The 21,620-nt window shown below is 51.1% G+C and carries 22 protein-coding genes and 1 rRNA gene; 18 read left to right on the top strand and 5 right to left on the bottom strand.

The genetic code is table 11. The annotated features are described in order from the left end of the window. Positions 1–56: 56 nt before the first annotated feature. Together epd and BZG84_RS01750 are read right to left on the bottom strand one after the other, a co-directional pair. Positions 57–1,073, bottom strand: a complete 1,017-nt coding sequence (gene epd / locus BZG84_RS01755; protein ID WP_077457434.1) for an erythrose-4-phosphate dehydrogenase — start codon at positions 1,071–1,073, stop codon at positions 57–59. A gap of 200 nt (positions 1,074–1,273) precedes the next feature. Beyond that, positions 1,274–3,229 (bottom strand): ligand-gated channel protein, encoded by a 1,956-nt coding sequence (locus BZG84_RS01750; protein WP_077479846.1) that lies wholly within the window; start codon positions 3,227–3,229, stop codon positions 1,274–1,276. Positions 3,230–3,400: 171 nt separating this feature from the next. On the opposite strand from BZG84_RS01750, the gene BZG84_RS01745 reads away from it, so the two are divergent. The 7 genes from BZG84_RS01745 (at position 3,401) to ruvX (ending at position 9,211) form a co-directional block, all read left to right on the top strand. Continuing rightward, complete coding sequence (locus BZG84_RS01745; protein WP_077479845.1) at positions 3,401–4,339, top strand: LysR family transcriptional regulator; 939 nt, start codon at positions 3,401–3,403, stop codon at positions 4,337–4,339. 175 nt (positions 4,340–4,514) lie between these two features. Next, a complete protein-coding gene (gene metK, locus BZG84_RS01740) occupies positions 4,515–5,669 on the top strand; it encodes a methionine adenosyltransferase (RefSeq protein WP_077479844.1) in 1,155 nt (384 codons plus the stop codon). Between the two features lie 144 nt (positions 5,670–5,813). Next, complete coding sequence (locus BZG84_RS01735) at positions 5,814–6,317, top strand: SprT family zinc-dependent metalloprotease (RefSeq protein WP_077677952.1); 504 nt, start codon at positions 5,814–5,816, stop codon at positions 6,315–6,317. A gap of 114 nt (positions 6,318–6,431) precedes the next feature. Next, positions 6,432–7,163 carry a 16S rRNA (uracil(1498)-N(3))-methyltransferase gene (rsmE, locus tag BZG84_RS16370; RefSeq protein WP_069591180.1) on the top strand — a complete coding sequence of 244 codons (732 nt, stop codon included), beginning with the start codon at positions 6,432–6,434 and terminating at the stop codon, positions 7,161–7,163. Between the two features lie 21 nt (positions 7,164–7,184). Beyond that, entirely contained in the window at positions 7,185–8,129 is a 945-nt protein-coding gene (gene gshB / locus BZG84_RS16365) for a glutathione synthase (RefSeq protein ID WP_077479842.1), read from the top strand. A 90-nt stretch (positions 8,130–8,219) separates the two neighbouring features. After that, the gene (locus BZG84_RS01720; RefSeq protein WP_077479841.1) at positions 8,220–8,786 is read left to right on the top strand and encodes a YqgE/AlgH family protein; all 567 of its coding nucleotides are present in this window, start codon (positions 8,220–8,222) and stop codon (positions 8,784–8,786) included. Beyond that, positions 8,783–9,211 (top strand): Holliday junction resolvase RuvX, encoded by a 429-nt coding sequence (gene ruvX, locus BZG84_RS01715; protein ID WP_069591176.1) that lies wholly within the window; start codon positions 8,783–8,785, stop codon positions 9,209–9,211. Before BZG84_RS01720 ends, ruvX begins: the two co-directional genes overlap by 4 nt. Here the strand turns inward: ruvX and BZG84_RS01710 are convergent. Together BZG84_RS01710 and BZG84_RS01705 are read right to left on the bottom strand one after the other, a co-directional pair. Beyond that, positions 9,208–10,326 carry a PilT/PilU family type 4a pilus ATPase gene (locus BZG84_RS01710; protein WP_077479840.1) on the bottom strand — a complete coding sequence of 373 codons (1,119 nt, stop codon included), beginning with the start codon at positions 10,324–10,326 and terminating at the stop codon, positions 9,208–9,210. The genes ruvX and BZG84_RS01710 overlap by 4 nt on opposite strands. Before the next feature lie 8 nt (positions 10,327–10,334). Next, entirely contained in the window at positions 10,335–11,360 is a 1,026-nt protein-coding gene (locus tag BZG84_RS01705; protein ID WP_069591174.1) for a type IV pilus twitching motility protein PilT, read from the bottom strand. 23 nt (positions 11,361–11,383) lie between these two features. Here BZG84_RS01705 and BZG84_RS01700 point away from each other — a divergent pair, with 23 nt between their 5' ends. The 11 genes from BZG84_RS01700 (at position 11,384) to BZG84_RS01650 (ending at position 21,170) form a co-directional block, all read left to right on the top strand. Further along, positions 11,384–12,085 (top strand): YggS family pyridoxal phosphate-dependent enzyme, encoded by a 702-nt coding sequence (locus BZG84_RS01700; protein ID WP_077479839.1) that lies wholly within the window; start codon positions 11,384–11,386, stop codon positions 12,083–12,085. 84 nt (positions 12,086–12,169) lie between these two features. Next, entirely contained in the window at positions 12,170–12,988 is an 819-nt protein-coding gene (gene proC / locus BZG84_RS01695) for a pyrroline-5-carboxylate reductase (protein ID WP_077479838.1), read from the top strand. Positions 12,989–13,004: 16 nt separating this feature from the next. Then, on the top strand, positions 13,005–13,559 hold the full coding sequence (locus BZG84_RS01690) for a YggT family protein (RefSeq protein WP_077677951.1): 555 nt from the start codon (positions 13,005–13,007) through the stop codon (positions 13,557–13,559). Next, the gene (locus BZG84_RS01685) at positions 13,559–13,855 is read left to right on the top strand and encodes a DUF167 family protein (RefSeq protein ID WP_077479836.1); all 297 of its coding nucleotides are present in this window, start codon (positions 13,559–13,561) and stop codon (positions 13,853–13,855) included. Before BZG84_RS01690 ends, BZG84_RS01685 begins: the two co-directional genes overlap by 1 nt. Positions 13,856–13,916: 61 nt before the next feature. Then, the gene (locus BZG84_RS01680) at positions 13,917–14,357 is read left to right on the top strand and encodes a DUF4426 domain-containing protein (protein ID WP_069591168.1); all 441 of its coding nucleotides are present in this window, start codon (positions 13,917–13,919) and stop codon (positions 14,355–14,357) included. Positions 14,358–14,385: 28 nt separating this feature from the next. Further along, the gene (rdgB, locus tag BZG84_RS01675) at positions 14,386–14,982 is read left to right on the top strand and encodes an RdgB/HAM1 family non-canonical purine NTP pyrophosphatase (RefSeq protein ID WP_077479835.1); all 597 of its coding nucleotides are present in this window, start codon (positions 14,386–14,388) and stop codon (positions 14,980–14,982) included. A 2-nt stretch (positions 14,983–14,984) separates the two neighbouring features. Then, positions 14,985–16,142: a radical SAM family heme chaperone HemW gene (hemW, locus tag BZG84_RS01670; protein WP_077479834.1), complete on the top strand. Its 1,158-nt coding sequence runs from the start codon at positions 14,985–14,987 to the stop codon at positions 16,140–16,142. A gap of 100 nt (positions 16,143–16,242) precedes the next feature. After that, positions 16,243–17,328, top strand: a complete 1,086-nt coding sequence (locus tag BZG84_RS01665) for an AI-2E family transporter (protein ID WP_077457424.1) — start codon at positions 16,243–16,245, stop codon at positions 17,326–17,328. A 104-nt stretch (positions 17,329–17,432) separates the two neighbouring features. Beyond that, on the top strand, positions 17,433–18,458 hold the full coding sequence (rsmC, locus tag BZG84_RS01660; protein WP_077677950.1) for a 16S rRNA (guanine(1207)-N(2))-methyltransferase RsmC: 1,026 nt from the start codon (positions 17,433–17,435) through the stop codon (positions 18,456–18,458). Positions 18,459–18,633: 175 nt separating this feature from the next. Further along, positions 18,634–20,208 (top strand): HAMP domain-containing protein, encoded by a 1,575-nt coding sequence (locus tag BZG84_RS01655; protein WP_077479832.1) that lies wholly within the window; start codon positions 18,634–18,636, stop codon positions 20,206–20,208. A gap of 59 nt (positions 20,209–20,267) precedes the next feature. Next, positions 20,268–21,170: a LysR substrate-binding domain-containing protein gene (locus BZG84_RS01650; RefSeq protein WP_077677949.1), complete on the top strand. Its 903-nt coding sequence runs from the start codon at positions 20,268–20,270 to the stop codon at positions 21,168–21,170. A gap of 253 nt (positions 21,171–21,423) precedes the next feature. Here BZG84_RS01650 and rrf read toward each other — a convergent pair. Continuing rightward, positions 21,424–21,539: ribosomal RNA gene (gene rrf / locus BZG84_RS01645) — 5S ribosomal RNA — on the bottom strand. Positions 21,540–21,620 lie beyond the last annotated feature (81 nt).

Genomic DNA, 21,620 nt, shown 5'->3' with positions numbered 1-21,620 from the left:
TCTATAAGGTTGCAAATTGAAACTGACTTAATCAGGGCGATACCCCCACTTGCTGGCTACTGCGTTGTCGCTGCCATGGCAAGGGTGGTATCCAACATTCGGTTGGCAAAACCCCACTCGTTGTCACACCAAACCAGCGTTTTAATCAGCTGATGGTTACTCACCCGCGTTTGTGACCCATCGACAATGGCGCTGTGTGAGTCATGGTTGAAGTCAATCGACACCAAGGGCGCTTCGGTATAATCCAGGATACCGTCTAATGTACATCGAGATGCGGTTTGCAGAGCTTGATTTACGTCATTAACTTTCACTTTAGTACGTACAGTGACACTTAAATCCATCGCTGTCACGTTTATCGTCGGTACTCGAACCGAGATCGCCTCAAACTTGTCAGAAAATTTCGGAAAAATCCTACCAATCCCGACATGTAATTTGGTGTCTACCGGAATAATAGACTGACTTGCCGCACGTGTGCGACGCAGATCGGTATGGTAGGCATCGATCACTTGTTGATCATTCATCGACGAGTGAATCGTGGTAATGGTGCCTGACTCAATGCCAAAGTGCTCGTCAAGCGCTTTAATCACGGGCACAATGCAGTTGGTGGTACAAGAACCGTTTGAGACGATACGATCATCGCTGGTCAGTGCTTCGTGATTCACACCAAAAATAACCGTACGATCGACATCTTGGCTGGCGGGATGGGAAAACAGTACTTTTTTCGCCCCCGCGGCAATGTGAGCCTCACCATCGGCGCGCGTGCCGAATTTACCGGTACAATCGAGCACAATATCAACGTCTAGGTCGCGCCAAGGCAAAAGGTGGAGTTCGGATAAGTGAAGGAGACGAATGCTGTCAGTAGCAACGAACAGATGTTCTTGATTGAAAGACACCGGCCACCCGAAACGCCCATGGCTGGAGTCATACTGCAGCAGGTGGGCCATCGCTTCTGGTTCCGCGAGTTCATTGATCGCCACCACTTGGATGCGATCCTGTTTGCCGCTTTCATACAAGGCGCGCAATACACTGCGACCTATGCGACCAAATCCATTAATTGCGACTCTTAGTGTCATGTCCATCGGTGCTCGTTTGACAACGCCGCCCAGTGTATCTCAAGCACGTAAAAGACGCACGTCTTATGTGAGGCTAATCACGCGACTGATCACCCTACCCCATCCAAAAGCGCCCGTTTGGCAATAGACCAAAACGGGCGCGGCAGTGTTATCGCTGTCTCTATCCTGATGATAAAAGAGTCATATAGGGAAGAGCCTCCTTAGAAGTGGATATTCATCCCTACCCAGTAGCGACGCTCATCGCTGATGTAACCGTAGTCGTCATAGTCCAGCGATTTATCCAGCAGATTGTATATCGCCCCTTGCAACTCAATGGCATCGGTCAGTTGGTAGTTCGCCCCGGCATCCACCATGGTATACGCAGGTTCGATATTGCTGCGCGATGATGGGCCTGTTACCGGATCCATTTCTTTACCACGGTAAGTCACGCTCGCCCATGGGCTGAGTTTTTCGGTCGCTTGCCAGTTCACTTCACCATGCGCTAGCGATTTCGGGATTTGATTGAGTGGCTGCCCTTTATACTCACCGGTTTTTTGTTCCGAGTCGGTATAGGTGTAGCTGGCACTTACATCCACGGTATCACCGATGGGCACGAAAATACTCGCTTCCACCCCTTGGGTAACCGCTTCATCCACATTGACACGATAAGTTGGATCCGAGCCCCATTTGTTTGGTCCCGCAGTACATACGGTATCGGGGCACGTCACACGGGTGATCTTGTCTTTAAAGTCATTGTGGAACACACCAATCGATCCCGTGATGCCGTTATCCCCTTGATAGTTGAGGCTCAGCTCGGTATTCACGGATGTTTCAGGGTCAAGGTCGGGGTTACCGTAGATATTACCGCCACGGCTCACCTGGGCCCAGTTAGGCGTAATTTCGCGAAGCTGCGGAGACTTAAAGCCTGTCGCCACCCCACCTTTTACAATCCATTTATCAGTAACTTGATAAACCCCATACAGGCGAGGACTGGCGTGGTAATCGTAGTTTTCATCGTGATCGACTCGAAGCCCTAAAGTCACACTCAACGGCTCCAAGACGCGCCATTCGTCCTCAACAAAAATCGCTGATTGCGTATTATCGATACTGGTCTTGGTCGACGCTTGGTTGGAGGTAAAATCTTCCAACTTCGCATAGACAACAGAGCCACCCACCGTCAGGGTATGTGCCTCGAAATCACGCACTAAGCTGGTTTTAAATTCGGTATTTTCGATGGTCATTTCGCGGCTTTTATTCCGACTCTGTTCGTATTGCAAGTGGCTGTCAGACCATCCCCAGTCCCAATTCCCTTTGTGGCTGACCGCTATCGACTGACGCCGATATTCATTATTACTGTTCTCACAGCTGCCGCGACAAAGGCTATCGTCACTCGGTACGGAGCGGCCGACATGACCACGGCGATCTTGTGCGTTGACGCCGAGGTCAAGCTCCCAACGGTGCAAATCATTATGATCGTAAGTCAAAGTGGTGGATAAAGAGCGTAATGACTTATCTTCATAGCCGTACTGGATATCATCTTCTTGGCGCTGCGTGTTTTGACCCGTCAGTTTCAATCCAACTTTGTCACTTAACATGCCTGATAGGTAAAAGTTAGCGCTTTGCTCATCGCCCGATGCGCGGTTTTCTTGCATCACCGTACTCAACTGCACGTTACCGTGCCAATCTTGTTCACCACGGCGCGTAATAATGTTGATAACCCCCCCGATCGCATCCGAGCCATACAGGGTTGACATAGGGCCACGAATGACCTCAATACGTTCAATCGCTTGTAGCGGTGGCAACCACCCCTGCTCAATACCCGGGCCATCACTGTTAGGGCGTGTTTCACGGCTTGAAGTTCGTCGACCATCCACCAAAATCAGGGTGTATTTTGAGGCCATGCCGCGAATACTGATGTCCGTCGTATCACCACCGCCAGTCACCACCACACCCGGTACCCGTTTTAATGCGTCGGTCACATCACGATAGTAGCGCCCTTCTAACTGATCTCGGCTGATCACACTGATACTGGCAGGTGCTTTGGCTGTCACTTGCTCAAACCCAGAAGCGGTGATCACCATGGTTTCCGTGTTGGCTGCCTCAGCGGCAGAAAGTGAGGCTATCGGCATTCCCGCTAATACCATCCCAACCACAACGGGACGAAGACGACTAGACATATCTTACTCCATTATTTGATAATAATTATCATTTGATTAGTGAGAATTATTCATATTAGAGTAAGGAAACCCAGCCCTAAAACTGGAACAACTTGTTCCAGTTTTCGAACGTGAGACGAGTAAGGGTTTATTTCATCTTACTGATAAAAAAGAAAAATAGGATAAGGAAGTATGCAGGATCTTGCCGCTATCCGTGCGTTCGATGCCCTTTGCCGCCATCAAAGCTTGACCGCAGCGGCTGACGCACTTCACCAGCCCAAATCGACCATTAGTCGGCGACTGGCACAATTAGAAAGTGACCTTGGCCAAGCGTTAACCCAACGGCAGGGAAATCGCTTGGTACTCACTAAAGCCGGCGAAACCTTTTCGCGCTATTGCTCGCAAATTTTGGCCCTGGCAGAGGAAAGCCAAGAAGCCATTCACGGTCTGAATAATGAGCTAAAAGGGCCAATTGAAGTCATTTGCCATCCGGCGCTCATGCGTGGCTGGGCTGGCCCTTTACTGAATCATTTTTTAACCGAGCATCCCAAAGTGTCCATCACTTTAACCAGTGAGCTGAGTGCACAGCGTATCCAAGCGGCTGATATTGTTATCTGGGCCGACGATGTGATGGTCCCCACTAACTGTCGCACCCAAACACTGGGTCACTGGCACTACGGCATTTACGCCTCGCCCGCGTATGTGCAGGCACATGGTCCGTTTTCACACCCCTCCGCGTTGGATGATCACGCTTGGCTGGATGTATTTGCGCTCCGCCGACGTGGACTCACGCTGTTTCATTCCCATCAGCCTCCCTATCATTTGAGCGCGCTTCCCAGCCGGTTTAACTGCGATATGGTTGCGATTCAAATCGATGCCATTGCCAACGGACAAGGTGTGGGCCTACTACCTACATGGAATGCTGAAGGGTATCAGGCGCATCACCCAGACAAGATTATTCGCTGTTTGCCACAATGGCAGTCAGCCGCGATACCGATTCGATTATATAGCGCCTCAGGGAGGCTGCCTTTGCGCATAGATACACTGGTGGAGCGGTTTATCACTCGCGCTCCCAAAGCGTGGACAGAGGCTCAGATGGCCGATGATGTTATGCCTGCAGCCGTCGAATAACGCCTCATGGCGCAATCGTTTGCTATACCTAAATGCATGACGCTATGCATCAACTTGCTTGCGTTTGTCACAATTACGAATAGAATAGACGTCTAGAAGTTAAAACATCTGAGATGATCGGCGATCGATTTCGCCTCGTATCGTCGGTATCCTTGATAAACAATGAGAGTGTCACATGGCTAAGCACCTGTTTACTTCAGAGTCTGTCTCTGAAGGCCATCCAGATAAAATCGCAGACCAAATTTCAGATGCCGTTTTGGATGCAATTCTTGAGCAAGATCCAAGAGCGCGCGTTGCCTGCGAAACTTATGTAAAAACCGGCATGGTAATGGTCGGCGGCGAGATCACCACCTCAGCGTGGGTCGATATTGAAGAGCTGACACGCCAAACGGTTCGCGACATTGGCTATGTACACTCAGACATGGGCTTTGATGCCAACTCGTGCGCGGTTCTCAACACCATTGGTAAGCAGTCACCAGATATTAACCAAGGTGTTGACCGTGCCGATCCCAAAGATCAAGGCGCAGGCGACCAAGGCATTATGTTTGGTTACGCAACCAACGAAACCAATGTCCTTATGCCTGCCCCGATCACTTACTCGCACCGTTTGGTCGAGCGCCAAGCGCAAGCGCGTAAAGATGGCACCCTAGATTGGTTGCGTCCAGACGCTAAAAGTCAGGTCACTTTTGCGTACGACAACGGCAAGATCGTCGGCATCGACGCAGTTGTACTTTCTACTCAGCATTGCGACAGCGTCTCTACCGAAACTCTGCGTGAAGCGGTGATGGAAGAGATTATCAAGCCAGTTCTGCCCGCAGAATGGCTGACCAAAGAAACCAAATACTTCATCAACCCAACCGGTCGTTTCGTGATTGGTGGCCCAATGGGCGACTGTGGTCTTACTGGCCGTAAAATTATCGTCGATACCTACGGCGGTGCAGCCCGTCACGGTGGTGGTGCATTCTCCGGTAAAGATCCATCGAAAGTTGACCGCTCAGCCGCCTATGCGGCACGCTATGTGGCGAAAAACATTGTCGCTGCCGGTCTGGCGGACCGCTGTGAAATCCAATTGTCTTACGCGATTGGTGTCGCCGAGCCGACTTCTATCATGGTCGAAACCTTTGGTACCGAAAAAGTGGCCCCTGAAGTCATTATCAAGGCGGTGCGTGAAAACTTCGACTTGCGCCCATACGGTCTGCAGGAAATGCTAGATCTGCTACAACCGATTTATAAGCAAACCGCCGCATACGGTCACTTTGGTCGTGATATTTTCCCTTGGGAGAAAACCGACAAAGCCGAGCTATTGCGCGAATTTGCTAAACTTGGTTAACCTTGGGCTAACGCTCATTGTGCGCAAAGAAAGGAAGGGAAGCAGCGGCTTCCCTTTTTTTAATCACCCATGTGTTGTGACACATGTTAAATGACGCATGTTACATGACCCCAAGACGTTAACTCGAGTGAGGTAACGATTGCCATGCCCGCAGTCTCTGAACCACTGGCTGATGCCGTTTTTGAACGGGTACGCGAGTGCATTGACACCGCCAACCACCAGCTCGGTATTCAACTGACTTATCCCGACACTAGCCTGTCGCTGCGGGGAAGTGCCGCCGGCACAGCGCATCCGACCCAATGGCGATTGCGTTTTAATCCCGTGCTGCTTCAACAGTCTCCTCATGTGTTTTTTGAGGAAGTGATCCCGCATGAAGTCTGTCACCTCGTCACCTTCGCATTGTATGGACGCGTTAAGCCTCACGGCTCACAATGGCGTACCTTGATGGAAACCGTGTTTCAGGCACCGGCCAACACCACCCATCAACTCGATATTACTGCCGTTCAAGGCAAAACGTTTGCCTATGCGTGCCATTGCGGGGAAGTGGCCTTGACCGTACGGCGCCACAATAAAGTGCGACGCGGTGAGGCGAGCTACCGATGTAAACGCTGTCACCAAACGCTGATGCCGGTATCCGCGGTACTATAATCGCGTTTTTCTCGTCTTGGTTTTTTTCGTGTCTGTCCCCATATCAACACAAGCCTCCCAGTCACAGAACAGCGTGTTACACTGGCAACTTATTGATCACGGAACTCAAGCATTATGCGTATTCCTCGAATTTATCACCCAGACCCTTTGCCATCACAAGGCGATGTGACGCTCACCGACGATGCGGCCAATCATATTGGTCGCGTATTGCGCATGCAGCCGGGCCAAGCCGTGCTGCTTTTTGATGGCAGTGGCGCTCAGTTTCCCGCCACTTTAAGCGATGTCACTAAAAAACAGGTGTCCGTGACCATCAGTGCACGAGACGATCACAGTGTGGAGTCGCCACTTGACCTCGAGCTTGGACAAGTGATCTCGCGCGGCGAGAAAATGGAGTTCACCATTCAAAAGTCGGTCGAACTGGGCGTCAATGTGATCACTCCGCTGATATCAGCACGGTGCGGCGTGAAGCTCAATGCAGAACGACTCGAGAAAAAACGCCAACAATGGCAAAAGATCGCCATTGGCGCCTGCGAACAAAGTGGCCGTAATCGCGTCCCAGAAGTTCGTCCTGTGATGATGTTGGAGGCGTGGAGCCAAGAAGCCTTTGCCGGACTGAAGCTCAACCTACACCCTCGCGCCCCGTATTCCATTAATACGCTGCCAGAGCGTCCATCGAAGCTACGCTTATTGATAGGCCCCGAAGGTGGATTGTCCGATGAAGAAATCGCCATGACGCGCGATTGTGACTTTAAAGAAATTTTACTCGGCCCCCGTGTATTGCGGACCGAAACCGCCGCACTGACGGCCATTACCGCTTTGCAGGTTCGTTTCGGTGATTTGGGCTAGTTGGCGAACAGGAGAATCAAGATGAAAATTGGTGTTGTGATGGATCCGATCTCGGCCATCAATGTAAAAAAAGATTCCACGTTTGCCATGATGTTGGCAGCACAAAAACGCGGTTGGGAAGTGCATTATATCAACATGGATGATATGTCGATGTTGCAAGGCGCGCCGTACGCGAAAACCCATCAAGTCTCGCTACAAGACAATCCGAACGATTGGTATCAAATTACCCACACTCAAACACAGCCACTGAGTGCGTTTGATGCCATTTTGATGCGTAAAGATCCCCCGTTTGATACCGAATATATTTATGCGACCTATATGCTAGAGCGTGCCGAGCAAGCGGGAGTATTGATTGTTAACAAACCGCAGAGCTTGCGCGATTGCAATGAAAAGCTTTATACCGCGTGGTTCCCAGAACACACTCCGACCACATTAGTGACCCGTCGTGCCGACGAGATCAAAGCATTCCAGGCCGAACATGGCGATGTGATTTTAAAACCGCTCGATGGCATGGGCGGCGCGTCTATCTTTCGGGTCAAACAAGGCGATCCGAACCTGTCAGTAATTATTGAAACCCTGACCGAGCACGGCAACCGTTTTTGCATGGCGCAAACCTTCGTGCCTGATATCAGCAATGGCGACAAACGTATCTTAGTGGTCGATGGTGAGCCGGTGCCGTACTGCTTGGCGCGTATTCCTGCCGATGGCGAAACACGTGGTAACCTTGCCGCTGGCGGACGTGGTGAAGCACGCCCCTTATCCCCGACCGATTGGGAGATTGCGCGCGCGGTTGCACCAACGCTTAAAGAGAAAGGCTTAATTTTTGTCGGCCTTGATGTCATTGGCGACAAGCTGACTGAAATCAACGTCACCAGCCCCACCTGCATCCGCGAAATTGATGCAGCGTATGATATATCGATTGGTGATTTGCTGATGGATGCCATTGCAACACGTTGCCAAGGGTAAGTCAGTGGGCGCATTTAATGCGCCTATTTTCACCTAACTTTGTTTTTTAGCGCATACTCAAAGTACGCGCCTCAACGGGAGAACGGCGATATGAATCTGAAAAATCATTTTTTAGTCGCAATGCCAAGCATGACCGATAGCCGTTTTCAACATGGTGTGATTTACGTGTGTGAGCATAACGATGACGGCGCGATGGGATTGATGATCAATCAGCCTATCAATATCTCGGTGGGCAAAATGCTCGACCAAATCGAGGTTGAGCGGCAGCTTCCGCTCTCACAAGCCAAAGATAGCCTAGCGCAACCCGTCCTGTTTGGCGGCCCAGTGTCGGAAGATCGCGGCTTTGTGCTCCACCGTGCAGATCGAAGCTTTGGCACGAGCATCCCACTGTCTGACGATCTTGCGGTTACTACCTCCAAAGACATACTGTCTATTTTGGGAACCGATGAGCAGCCCGACCAATTTATTGTCGCGCTCGGCTATGCCGGATGGGAGCCCGGGCAACTTGAGCTGGAGTTAGCCGAAAACAGCTGGTTAACCTTGGAAGCCGATCCCAAAGTGATTTTTGACACCCCCCTTAGTGAGCGTTGGCAAAAAGCCCTCGATCAACTGGGGATCAAGGCGGCGAATTTATCTTCAGAAATAGGACACGCATGACTTCACACACCGTGCTTGGGTTTGATTATGGCGTCAAAAGTATTGGCGTTGCGATCGGTCAATCGTTAACGGGAACCGCACGCCCTCTATGTGCATTAAAAGCCCGCGATGGGATCCCCAATTGGGAAGAGATCGCGTCATTACTCAAAGAATGGCAACCCGATGTTTTGGTGGTCGGGTTGCCACTTGACTTGAATGGTGAACCACTTGAGACCATTACCCCGCGCGCCCGCAAGTTTGCCAACCGTCTGCATGGACGTTTCGGTTATCCTGTCGAACTGCACGACGAACGTCTTTCCACTCGGGAGGCCCGTGCGGCATTGTTCGAACGTGGTGGCTATAAGGCACTGCAAAAAGGCGCGGTCGATGCACAATCTGCGGTGGTGATTATCGAAAGTTGGTTTGAACGCCAATACGCCGATTAATCCTGAGAACCCGCTCTTTCAATTCGTACATGATCCAGTGCGCAGCCCGGCGCACTGTGCTTGGCACCGGTTTTGATCATCAACTTCAATTCATTGGCCGAGTCAGCATGCCGCAGCGCCTCATCCTCACTGATACTCCCTTGCACATAAAGCGCATACAGTGATTGATCAAAGGTCTGCATACCAAAATGCTCCCCGCTCAACATGGCTTTTTTCAACGCGTGCAGTTCACCATTACGGATCAGCTCTGCCACATGCGCGTTATTAATCAATAGTTCAAAGGCACCATGCCGCCCAACTCCATTCACGCCCGGTACCAACTGTTGAGCGATGACACCTTTTAAGTTCATCGATAAATCAAATAAAAAGGTCTCTCGCTGTGCTTTAGGCATCAAGTGTAATGCTCGCTCTAGTGCTTGGTAAGCGTTATTCGCATGTAAAGTGGCCAAGCAAAGATGGCCCGTTTCCGCAAACTGAAGCGCGAAGTTCATGGTTTCTGGTGTGCGTATTTCACCAATCACCACCATATCTGGTGCTTGCCTGAGCGCATTTTTTAGCGCTGTTTGATAATCTTGGGTATCAATACCAATTTCGCGTTGACTGACAATGCATTGCTGATGCTCATGAACAAATTCGATTGGATCCTCAACCGTTAGGATATGGCCTTGGCCATAATGATTACGAAACCCCATCATCGCAGCCATGGTTGTCGACTTACCCGACCCCGTCGCCCCAACCACTAGCACCAAGCCTCGCTTTTGCATCGCAAGCTCTTCGAGCACCACTGGGGTGCCTAACGATGACAAACGCGGAATCTCGGTTTCTATCCGACGGATCACCATGCTGGGCATATCGCGCTGCCAGTAAGCACTGATCCGAAAACGCCCAACACTGCGTTTTACCGCAAAGTTCGCTTCTCGCGTGGTAATAAATTGCTGCTTTTGTTCCTCGTTCATCGCACTGTTCAACATGACGTTGATTGCCGCCAACGACAACGGCGAAGACAGAGGTTTTAAGCGTCCATCCACCCGTAACATCACAGGCGCATCCACAGAAATATACGCATCCGAGGCGGTGTGTTCTTGCATCGCCACCAGCACACTACTGAGTTTCATGCTTCCTCCTAAAGCGCACGTAATACGCGATCGCGTTGTTCAGGCGCGATCGTCCCTTGCCCGACTAAATCGGCCAGTGCTTGCTCCATGGTTTGCATCCCTTGATTGGAGCCGGTTTGAATCATCGACACCATTTGCGCCACCTTATCCTCACGGATGAGGTTACGAATCGCTGGGCTTGCGATCATGATTTCATGGGCGGCCACGCGCCCACCTTGCGCTGTTTTTATCAGTTGCTGAGACACGACCGCCCGCAGTGAGGCCGAAAGCATCGAGCGGACCAGCGGCTTATCACTGCCGGGAAAGACATCAATAATACGGTCGACTGTTTTCGCTGCGCTTGACGTATGCAAGGTGCCGAATACCAGGTGTCCGGTTTCCGCCGCCGTTAACGCCAAGCTAATGGTATCGAGATCACGCAGCTCTCCCACCAAAATCACATCCGGATCCTCACGCAACGCCGAACGCAGCGCTTGCTGAAACGATAAAGTATCGCGCTTCACTTCACGCTGATTAATCAAACTTTGTTGCGGGTGATGAATAAACTCAATCGGATCTTCAATGGTAAGAATATGTTTGGGCGCATGGCGATTAATATGATCAACCATGGCCGCCAGCGTGGTGGATTTCCCCGAGCCCGTCGGGCCGGTGACCAACACTAATCCGTTTGAGAGCCGAGCAAAATCCGCAAAAATCTCTGGTGCATGGAGGTCCGCCAAACTGGGGACTGTCTCGGGGATCACCCGAAATACCGCCGCGCAGCCGTGTTGCTGATGAAATGCATTAACCCGAAAGCGTCCCACAGACTGCATATGAAATGAAAAATCCACTTCCAACTGCGCTTGAAATTCACGCTGCTGGTTATCATTCATAACATCCAGGACCAATTGATTGACCTCTTGATGGCTCAACGCTGGCAAACTCAACTTGCGCACATCGCCATCTACCCGCACCATAGGCGCCACTCCCGCGGAAAGATGTAGATCTGACGCATTATGTTTTACACTAAAGGCCAATAGCTCAGTGATATCCATTCATTTTCCTCGCAGAATCAAGTATGTGTAGTATCAAGAAAAACATTGAACAGGTCATGGAACACATAGACCACGCGACGCAAAAATGCGGCCGACCCGAAGGTTCGGTGCAATTGCTTGCGGTGAGTAAAACCAAGCCCATCGAAGCCATCGCAGAAGCGTTGGCGGCAGGACAACACGCGTTTGGTGAAAACTACGTACAAGAAGGCGTGGAAAAAGTGCAGCATTTTGCTCAGCATGCCGCACATTCCGCATTGGAATGGCACTTTATTGGCCCCATTCAGTCCAACAAAACGCGTCAAATTGCCGAGCACTTTGATTGGGTACATTCTGTGGATCGCTTAAAAGTCGCCAAACGTTTGAGTGAGCAACGTCCCGCACATTTACCCGCCCTGAATGTATTGGTGCAAGTGAATAGCAGCGGGGAAACGTCAAAGTCAGGGGTCGCTTTTGAGGAGGCCGAAGCGCTGATTGAGGCAATCGCTCAGTTACCGAATCTCACCGTACGGGGTTTGATGTCGATTCCTCAACCTGAAACCGACTATATCCAACAATGTGCCGCCTTCACCCCTTTGGCTGACATGTTTTCAGCATTAAAAGCGAAATACGAGAGCGTCGATACGCTATCAATGGGGATGAGCGGCGACATGGAAGCAGCGATTGCATCCGGAAGCACCATGGTACGAATTGGGACAGCGGTATTTGGGGCACGAGAAAAACGCTAACGCACTGCGGGAAAAAGAAAATAGAACGACACGTGACGTGCTGGTTATCAGCATCAGGTACCACCAACAATAGGAACGTCATTCATGGAACATCGCGCACTGACTTTTATTGGCGCAGGGAACATGGCTCGCTCCATTATCGCGGGCTTAATTCAATCGGGCTATCCAGCCTCAGCGATTACGGCGGCGTCACCAAGTGCCTCGCCGAATAGCGGCTTGCAGGCCGAATGGGGTATTCAGACCACCGCCGATAATCTTGCCGCATGCCAAGGGGCAGAGGTGGTGGTATTGGCGGTCAAGCCACAGCTGATGGCGCAAGTGCTCGCCTCGCTGACCGACGTCGATTGGCAAAACAAATTAGTGATTTCGATCGCAGCAGGGATCCATGCCGATCGCCTGATGGCGATGGCAGGCACAACACTCAACCTCGTTCGCGTGATGCCCAATACTCCCTCTTTAGTCGGACAAGGGATGAGTGGCCTTTACGCCGTCCCTACCGTGTCGGATGAGGATCGTGATTATGCGGGCGCACTCATGCAAGCTGTCGGTGAGATCTGCTGGGTCAACCAAGAATCTGACATCAATGGCGTGATTGCGGCAGCCGGCAGCGCACCCGCGTATTTCTTCCGATTTATGGAAGCCATGCATCAAGAAGCGATGCAGCAAGGCTTTGACGACCACACCGCACGTCGTTTGGTGCAACAAGCGGCGCTTGGCGCTGCGCAAATGGTGGTAGCCAACCCAGATATCGGATTAGGCACTCTACGCGAACAGGTGACCTCCAAAGGAGGCACAACCGCTGAAGCATTGCGTGTGTTTGACGAAAACCGGATCGGTGATATTGTCGCGCAAGCCATGCAAGCGGCAGTTAGCCGTGCCGAACAAATGGAAAAAGAATTTTAATCACTAAGGCGACGATATGAATGCAATGACCTTTCTGATCAACACCGCGTTTGATCTTTACATCATGGTGGTGCTGTTGCGCGTTTGGCTACAATTAGCCCGTGCCGACTTCTATAATCCTTTCTCCCAGTTTGTGGTGAAAGCAACCCAGCCTGTTGTCGGACCGCTACGCCGTCTGATCCCATCACTGGGCAGCTTAGATCTCGCTACCGTGCTTTTTGGCTACCTGTTAATGGTCGCGAAGTTTGCCGTGCTCGATTTGGTGGCGGGTAATCCATTGACGCTAAGTGGTGGCATGTTTATTTTCTCCGCCATCGCACTCCTAAAAGCCGCTGGGAAACTGCTGTTCTGGGTGCTGATTCTGCGCGCCATTCTTAGCTGGGTCAGCCAAGGGAATAATCCGGTTGAATACGTGTTCCACCAACTGACTGAGCCCGTATGTGCGCCGGTACGTCGCGTGATCCCACCGATTGGCGGGCTCGATTTAAGCATCTTGGTGGTGTTTATTGCGTTACAGTTTATCAATATGCTGATTGGCGATTTTCTCGGCCCAGTGTGGTACGCGCTGTAATGCCCGTCCGTGTTGATACTGAGACAGGCGCAATCACATTGCGTCTGTACGTACAACCCAAAGCAAGCCGAGACCAGTGTCTGGGCCAACATGGCGATGCGCTTAAGATCGCCATCACAGCACCACCCACGGATGGCAAAGCCAATGCCCATTTATGCCGATGGCTTGCCAAGCAGTGTAAGATCGCAAAAAGCAATGTGACAGTGACCCACGGGTTAACAAATCGACACAAGCAAGTGCAGATTGAAGCCCCCCAACAGCTTCCTGATTGGCTAACCCCGTATCTTCCCCACTGATCACTCATCGTCAATTATCCGTATTCAGGCGAGGCGACTCGCACGACAACAAGGAAGAATTATGCGTACATTTACGGTAATGCTGGTCAGTTTTCTGAGTCTATTCTCGCTGTCAGCGTGGTCAGGGCAATACAAAGAGGTGGGTGAGCTCGAAGTGCACTACAACACGATCTCGACCACCTTTTTAACCCCTGAGATCGCAAAACAGTACGACATCACGCGAAGTGGCTACCGCGGACTAGTGAATATCGCCGTGCTTGATAAAATGCAGCTCGGCAAACCGGCGGTCAGTGCGACCTTGACAGGAAGCGTGAAAAACCTCGTTGGCAATAGCCGTGAGCTAGACTTCAAGGAAATACGTGAAGGTGAGGCGATTTACTACATCGCGACCTTTGCGGCTGACGATGAAGAAACGTATCAGTTTCATATCGAATTAAACGCCCAAGGCAACCGATCCGCCACCTTGGACTATCGCTACAAATTTTACGTTGATACCCCTTAATCGGGCTTTAAGCAAATAGGTACTATTCATGAACAAAGTTGTACTCGCCACCGGCAATGCTGGAAAAGTAAAAGAAATGGCTGGCTTACTCTGCGAGTTCGGTTTTGAGGTCTTGCCTCAGAGCGATTTTGCCGTCAAGGATGCCGATGAGACTGGAACCACGTTCATTGAAAATGCCATTATCAAAGCCCGTCATGCGGCAAAAATTACTGGCCTGCCTGCCATCGCAGACGACTCAGGTCTAGAAGTTGATTACCTCAACGGCGCGCCTGGAGTCTACTCTGCCCGTTATGCAGGTGAACAAGCGAGCGATAGCGACAATGTCGTCAAACTGCTAGACGCGATGCAAGACGTACCGGATGCGCAGCGTACCGCACGTTTTCACTGTGTGCTCGTATATATGCGTCATGCCAATGACCCTACTCCTCTGGTGTGCCATGGTGTGTGGGAAGGCAAAATTGCCCACACCCCTCAGGGTGACAATGGCTTTGGTTATGATCCTGTGTTCTTACCCCATGACCAACAGTGCGCCGCCGCAGAGATGCCCGCATCAGAGAAAAAACAGCGCTCCCATCGCGGCCAAGCGCTCAACCACTTATTCAATGCGTTAAAAGCGGCCCAGTAAGCATGATCCCTCTGAGTTTGTACGTACACATCCCGTGGTGTGTACAAAAATGCCCATACTGCGACTTTAACTCTCATGCGCAAAAAGGGGTGATCCCAGAGTCGGACTATATCAGTGCATTGCTCGATGACCTTGATACCGACTTGGCCGCTTATCCTTCTGTCGCTGAGCGACCACTGCATTCGATTTTTATTGGTGGTGGCACGCCAAGCTTGATGTCGGCCCCCGAAATTCAGCGCTTGCTGGATGGCATCAAAGCACGCCTAATGCCAAGCGCAAACATGGAAGTGACCATGGAAGCGAACCCCGGCACGGTGGAAGCCGATAAGTTCATTGGCTACCGTCAAGCGGGCGTCAATCGAATCTCTATTGGTGTACAAAGCTTTTCCGCCGATAAACTCGAGCGCTTAGGGCGTATTCATGGTCCGGGAGAGGCCGAACGTGCGGCTCAGCTCGCACACCAAGCCGGATTGGATAGCTTCAATCTCGATTTGATGCACGGCTTACCCAATCAATCGGAGCAAGAAGCGCTGGCGGATCTTGAAAAGGCCATTGCACTGAATCCACCGCATTTGTCTTGGTATCAGTTAACCATCGAGCCTAACACCCAGTTTTACTCCAAACCGCCTACGCTGCCAGAAGAAGATACCCTTTGGGATATTTTTGACAAAGGCCATCAATTGCTCACAGACGCCGGCTATGTGCAGTATGAAACCTCGGCCTACAGCCTTGAGAACAAGCAATGCCAGCACAATCTCAACTACTGGCGATTTGGCGACTATTTAGGGATTGGCTGCGGGGCTCATGGAAAACTGACATTGCCAGATCAAGGTCAAGCACGGGTGTTGCGCACAGTCAAAGTCAAGCATCCGCGCGGCTACCTCGACCCGGAAAAGGCCTACCTGACCGATAGTCAATGGGTCAAACCCACAGAGCTGGCCTTTGAGTTCTTTATGAATCGCTTCCGTTTATTGGAAGCTTGTCCCAAAGCTGAGTTTGTCCAGCGGACAGGCTTGCCGCTATCGACACTCGATGCGCCTATGGCAGAGGCAATTGAGCAAGGGTTAATCACAGACACCCGATCACACTGGCAAATCACGCCAAAGGGAAAATTATTCTTAAACGATCTGTTGGCGATTTTTTTAGCTGACGCAGACTAATCTGTCTATGGTAAGGTGCTCATAAATACGGCGGATCACCGATCCGCCTTAGTTTATCGAGGGCATCGCCCACCGACATTCAGCAAAAAAGGATACGCCTGTGAGCCCGTCATTTCGCGTCGAGCCCAAACACTGGACCCTGATTGCAGCGCTTATCGTTGCCACCTACGCGTGTTATCTGCTTATTGAGCCCTATATTGGCGCCATTGTGCTGGCCTTTATCGTCTCGCTATTGTTTTTTCCGGTGCATAACCGTATCGAGCAACGCTTGGGCGATCGCCCGAATACTGCCGCGGTGCTGTCCTGTGTGCTGCTAACCTTTATTATCATTATCCCGCTGACCTTAGTCGCCGCGGCCATCATCCAACAAGGTGTTAGCTTTTTTACTCAAAGTTATGACTGGTTGAATAATGGTGGCGCAAAATCCCTGATGAATAACCCACAAGTTCAGGGTGCGCTCCACTTTTTCAATCAATGGCTTCCGTTTGATTTGATAGACCCGCAAGAAACGGTGAAGAAACTCGCTGCTTGGATGTCATCATTCAGTGGGCAAATGTTAGAGTTCAGCTCCAAAGTACTGGGCGATGTGACCAACTTTTTTATCAATTTTATGCTGATGCTGTTTGTGCTCTTCTTTTTACTCCGAGATCACGAAAGCATCATTCAAACTCTGCGTCATGTGATCCCACTTTCTCGCAGCCAAGAAGACCAACTGCTCGATGAAGTCGAGAAAGTCGCCAAATCTGCCGTGTTAGGCTCATTTCTCACCGCACTCGCCCAAGGCGCAGCCGGTGGCTTAGCCATGTGGGCCGTGGGACTGCCCGCCCTATTCTGGGGAACCATGATGGCTTTCGCTTCCTTTATTCCCGTGGTGGGCACAGCACTTATCTGGCTGCCGACAGTGGTGTATTTAGCCATCACGGGCGAATGGCAATGGGCGCTAGGGCTATTGATATGGAGCGTGGTGGTGGTCGGCTCGATTGATAACCTGCTACGCCCGTTTTTGATGCAGGGGAACTCGGGGATGAATACCTTGCTCATCTTCTTCTCTTTGCTTGGCGGCCTGCACCTATTTGGATTGATGGGACTGATTTATGGCCCCATCATCTTCTCGCTCACCCTCGTCCTCTTTCGCATGTATGAAATTGAGTTCGAGCGTTTCCTCGACCGCCAAGACAATGCCTAACTTGGCATAGGTTGGCCTAGTGCGCGCTTTGTGGGACAATCCGCTCCCCAGCGCGCACCTAAGCGCGTCGATTGTCACGTCTGAATCACGTAAAGAGAACGATCATGAGTTTAACGGCCCCGAGTGAAATTGCGCAGCGCCACCTGACGCTATTTGAAAACAAACATGTTCTATTGGCAGGTGAGCTGGAAGATGACTTTGCTCGGCAACTCCTCGCACATGCAAAAAGTGTCTCTGTGTTTACCACGCATCACGGCTATGCAACGCGCATGGCCGATACGGGTGTCACTGTGCACGCAGGTGCTGAGTATAATGATGAGCAGCCGGTGGACCTTGTGCTCTTTTATTGGCCCAAATCGAAAGCAGAAGCTGACTTTCTTCTCGCGATGCTCACCCATCGCCTCGGCGCCAACGTCGACTGGATAGTGGTGGGTGAAAACCGTAGTGGCGTCAAAAGCATCGAAAAACGTTTTGCGCCTTATGGCCACGTCACCAAACAAGACTCTGCGCGCCGGTGCAGCCTGTATTACGGCGAGTGCACGTCCCCAGCGCCTCAGTTTGAGTTAGCGGCATGGTTTAATGATTACCCGTTGCAAATCGCAGAGATGGCCCTCACGATCCGAGCACTCCCCGGCGTATTTAGCCAAAAAAGTTTGGATGACGGGACCGCTTTACTGCTGAAAAACCTCCCCGCTATGGAAGGGGATGTAATTGACGTCGGTTGTGGCGCTGGTGTCATTGGCACCGCATTGCTGGCGAGCAACACCAAGCTCGCACTGACGTTTGTCGATGTGAATCACTTAGCCGTTGCCTCGACACAAGCGACCCTTGAGGCCAATGGACTCAAAGGTTCTGTGTTGGTTTCAGATATGCTAAGTGCCGTCAGTGGACAGCAGTTTGATGCCATTATCAGCAATCCCCCATTCCATGAAGGGCTAGAGACACATTATCACGCCACCGAGTCGTTACTGGAAAGCGCCCCTCGCTATCTGCGCCGTCGCGGCCAACTGGTGATCGTCGCCAATAGCTTCTTACGTTACCCACCGCTTATTGAAAAAGGGTTTGGTCAGTGCGATACCCTCGCGAAAACACGTCGATTCGCAGTTTATCATGCGCAAAAAGCGCGCTAGTTGCTGATAACACCATCAATCAGCGCACTAACACAGTTTTAAGGCTTGATACCTGACAGCAGGTCACAGTTTTAGCTCATCGGACGTGTTAGCGTTTACTCTCTCGCGGCTGCCTTTTGGCAGCCGCTTGTGATTCAAGCCCGCGTGATCAGGGAGAGGTACTCACAGCGTGCAAATGGATATGGGTTACTCGACGCGTCTTCAACGCCGCTTTATGTGGTGGTTTTTTAGCCTTAGCATTATTCCTGTGATAATTCTGACCGGTTACTTTACATGGAGTCAGTCACAGCTGTTGATCACCCAAGCCCACCAACAGCTGGAGAACGAACGAGATCGCTACTACTTCACCATCAAAGAATATTTTCATGATCAGGTGCGTGCCGTTGTTAACCTTGCAGACTCCGACTTGGCGATCAGTAGTGGTGGGCGCTTCTATGGCTTTCCGAATGCGTTCGCCCAATTAGGTGAAGACACGTCCCAAGCGCACCGACAGCTCATGCAAATCCTGCAGCAAAACGCAGGAACACACCTCAATACCAACAACCAGAACTATCATCGCCTTTATCGACAGTTTAACCGTCAATACCAATCATGGATGGCAAGGTATGAGTTCAATAATGTGGCGATGTTTGACCGAAACCAACACCTCGTTTTTGCCGTCAAAGCCACGCCACAGTTGCTCGCGGATACCAGACTACGCCAAGCTGTCACCCAATTATTAGATGCCCCGCCTAAGCGGCGCCCTAAGTGGGTACGCACTCACTTTGCTCCCCAAGGCTCACGCACCATGCAAGCATGGTATCTCGCCCCGATACTGAAAAGCGGTCAGATCCAAAGTATCCTTGCCGTAAGTACCACGACGGATAACTTATCCGCCATGCTTCGCCAGCTTCAACGCCCTCACTCAGCCTTATGGCTTATTGATCAATCGCATCAGTCCTTACTCAGTGGCTGGGTACCCCGCTCAAGTCATGCCAAACTCGCTGTTTCCCCTCCCCAAGCGGCAATTATAAAAAGCTTGGAGGGTCAACAAGGAGTATTGTCACCCAGCGACTATGCATTGATGCCACAACTGACCGCTTATCGTCCCGTCAGCATCGGCAACACATCTTGGGCACTGATAACTTGCACCCCCAAGCAAAGCGCGTATCAGCCGCTTTATCGACTGTATTCAATCAGTGTGGCCTTGGTGATAGTCCTGATTGTATTACTGCTATTTATTGGGCACTGGCTCTCCCATCGTCTTGCTCTCCCTATGTTGCAACTGACTTGGTGCGCCGAACAATTTGCAGCCGGTGAGCTTGACTATCCAGTGACGCATCGGCAACGCCAAGATGAAATCGGACGGCTTGCCACGGCCTTATCGCACCTGCAACACCGCTTAAAAGCGACGTGCTTTTCAACATCATCTCCCTCACCCAGTGAGCACACGCCTGCAATGCAGTCAGACAGCTTACATCACAGCTTAGTCATCGCGATGAACCTCGCGTTAGAGGCATGGGGCGGTGATAAAGTTGGTTTGGCCGAGCAAAGTGGTCTATGGCGCGTCTATTCCGACAAAGGTAGCCTGCAAACAAGAACCTTGGATAAATACCTGCACCTTGAAACGGTTCCCAAAACGCCACGTTGGCGGAATGTGGTACGTAGTCTCGATTTCGTTCTCCAGCATACGGACAGACAATCGCCGTACTACCAACCCTTAAAACAGGCCCAACAAGAAATCCAACATTGGATTACCGACCGTCGTTAACGTTGTCATTGAGAGTCCGCGGCCTTATAGTGGCTCAAACCCTTAATCGCTAGGTCGTAATGGCGCTTTCACTTCCTCAATTGCGAGTGTTTTTAACTATCGTGCAAGAGGGCACGATCACCGCCGCCGCCAAGAAACTGTTTCTCAGTAAACCAGCGGTCAGCATGGCGCTTGCCGAGTTAGAAAGTCAGCTCGGTTACCCCTTGTTTGATCGACGCGGCAACCGACTCCACCTTAATGACCAAGGTGCTGCGCTGATCCCTAAAGCAGATGAATTGCTGACCCGTAGCGATGAGATTAGCGCAGCACTGAAAGACGACAGCCAGTTGATTGGCTGCCTACGTTTAGGGGGAAGCGATACGGTGGGCAACCAGCTTTTGCCGGCACTGATCGGCGATTTTCGTCATGCAACCGCGCATCAACAACAAACATTAGTGATTGCAAACAGCCAAGAGATCATCGCTCGTCTGCAACATTTCGAGCTGGATATCGGATTAATAGAAGGTGAAATCCAACATCCTGATTTACTGCAAACGCCTTGGCTAAGTGATCAGATGGCAGTGGTGTGTCACCCTGATCACCCACTTGTCAGTCAAGCGCCGTTAAGTGTTGGGGATCTAGACAATCAAACTTGGCTGATCCGCGAATCTGGCTCAGGCACACGCGAGCACTTTCTCTCACGCCTTGCTCCTCGCTTCGAGCGCTGGCACCTTTCTTTCGAGCTTAATACCACAGAAGCGATTTTAAACGCAGCGAGTGCCGGGTTAGGCTTGGCATATCTATCTAAGCTCTCCGCGCAACACGCCATTGCCGACGGTCGAGTCGTTGCCCTCGAACTCCCTCTGCTATTATCCCGGCGCTATTGGCTCGTGCGTCACAAAGATAAATACCAGTCAGGTTTACTCACCCGCTTCTGGGATTTTTGCTTACACTGGCAACCTCAATCCCATTCTTCTACTTAACCAGCAATCACCCAAGCGACAGATACAAAAAAGCCCCGACCGTCAGGTCAGGGCTTGATGTTTTCTCATCAAAGTCTTACGCATATCCGCTTTGATGCTTAAATTTTTGCTAACTAAAGCCCAACATTAAGCTCTAATTAGATTATCTTGTTTGATGCGATGAGGATGTTGAATCGAGACGCGCAGTGTATGCCAATACATGAGCATCGCAGATATCAACAGCATCGAGCTATCAACAAGATAAGCAATGAGAGCCTGGCGATGTCCTACTCTCACATGGGGAGACCCCACACTACCATCGGCGCTGCTTCGTTTCACTACTGAGTTCGGCATGGAGTCAGGTGGGTCCAAAGCGCTATGGTCGCCAAGCAAAATTTTGTAATCTAGAAAGCTGTTTGTTCTCGCCACAATCAACTGGCTTATTTTAAGTCCAACCCAAAACCTCTTGGG

It is taken from the genome of Salinivibrio sp. PR932 (assembly GCF_001996125.1).
Taxonomy (GTDB): Bacteria; Pseudomonadota; Gammaproteobacteria; order Enterobacterales; family Vibrionaceae; genus Salinivibrio; species Salinivibrio proteolyticus.
The sequence above is the reverse complement of the archived record's forward strand: the minus strand, read 5'-3'. Positions and strand labels throughout refer to the sequence as shown.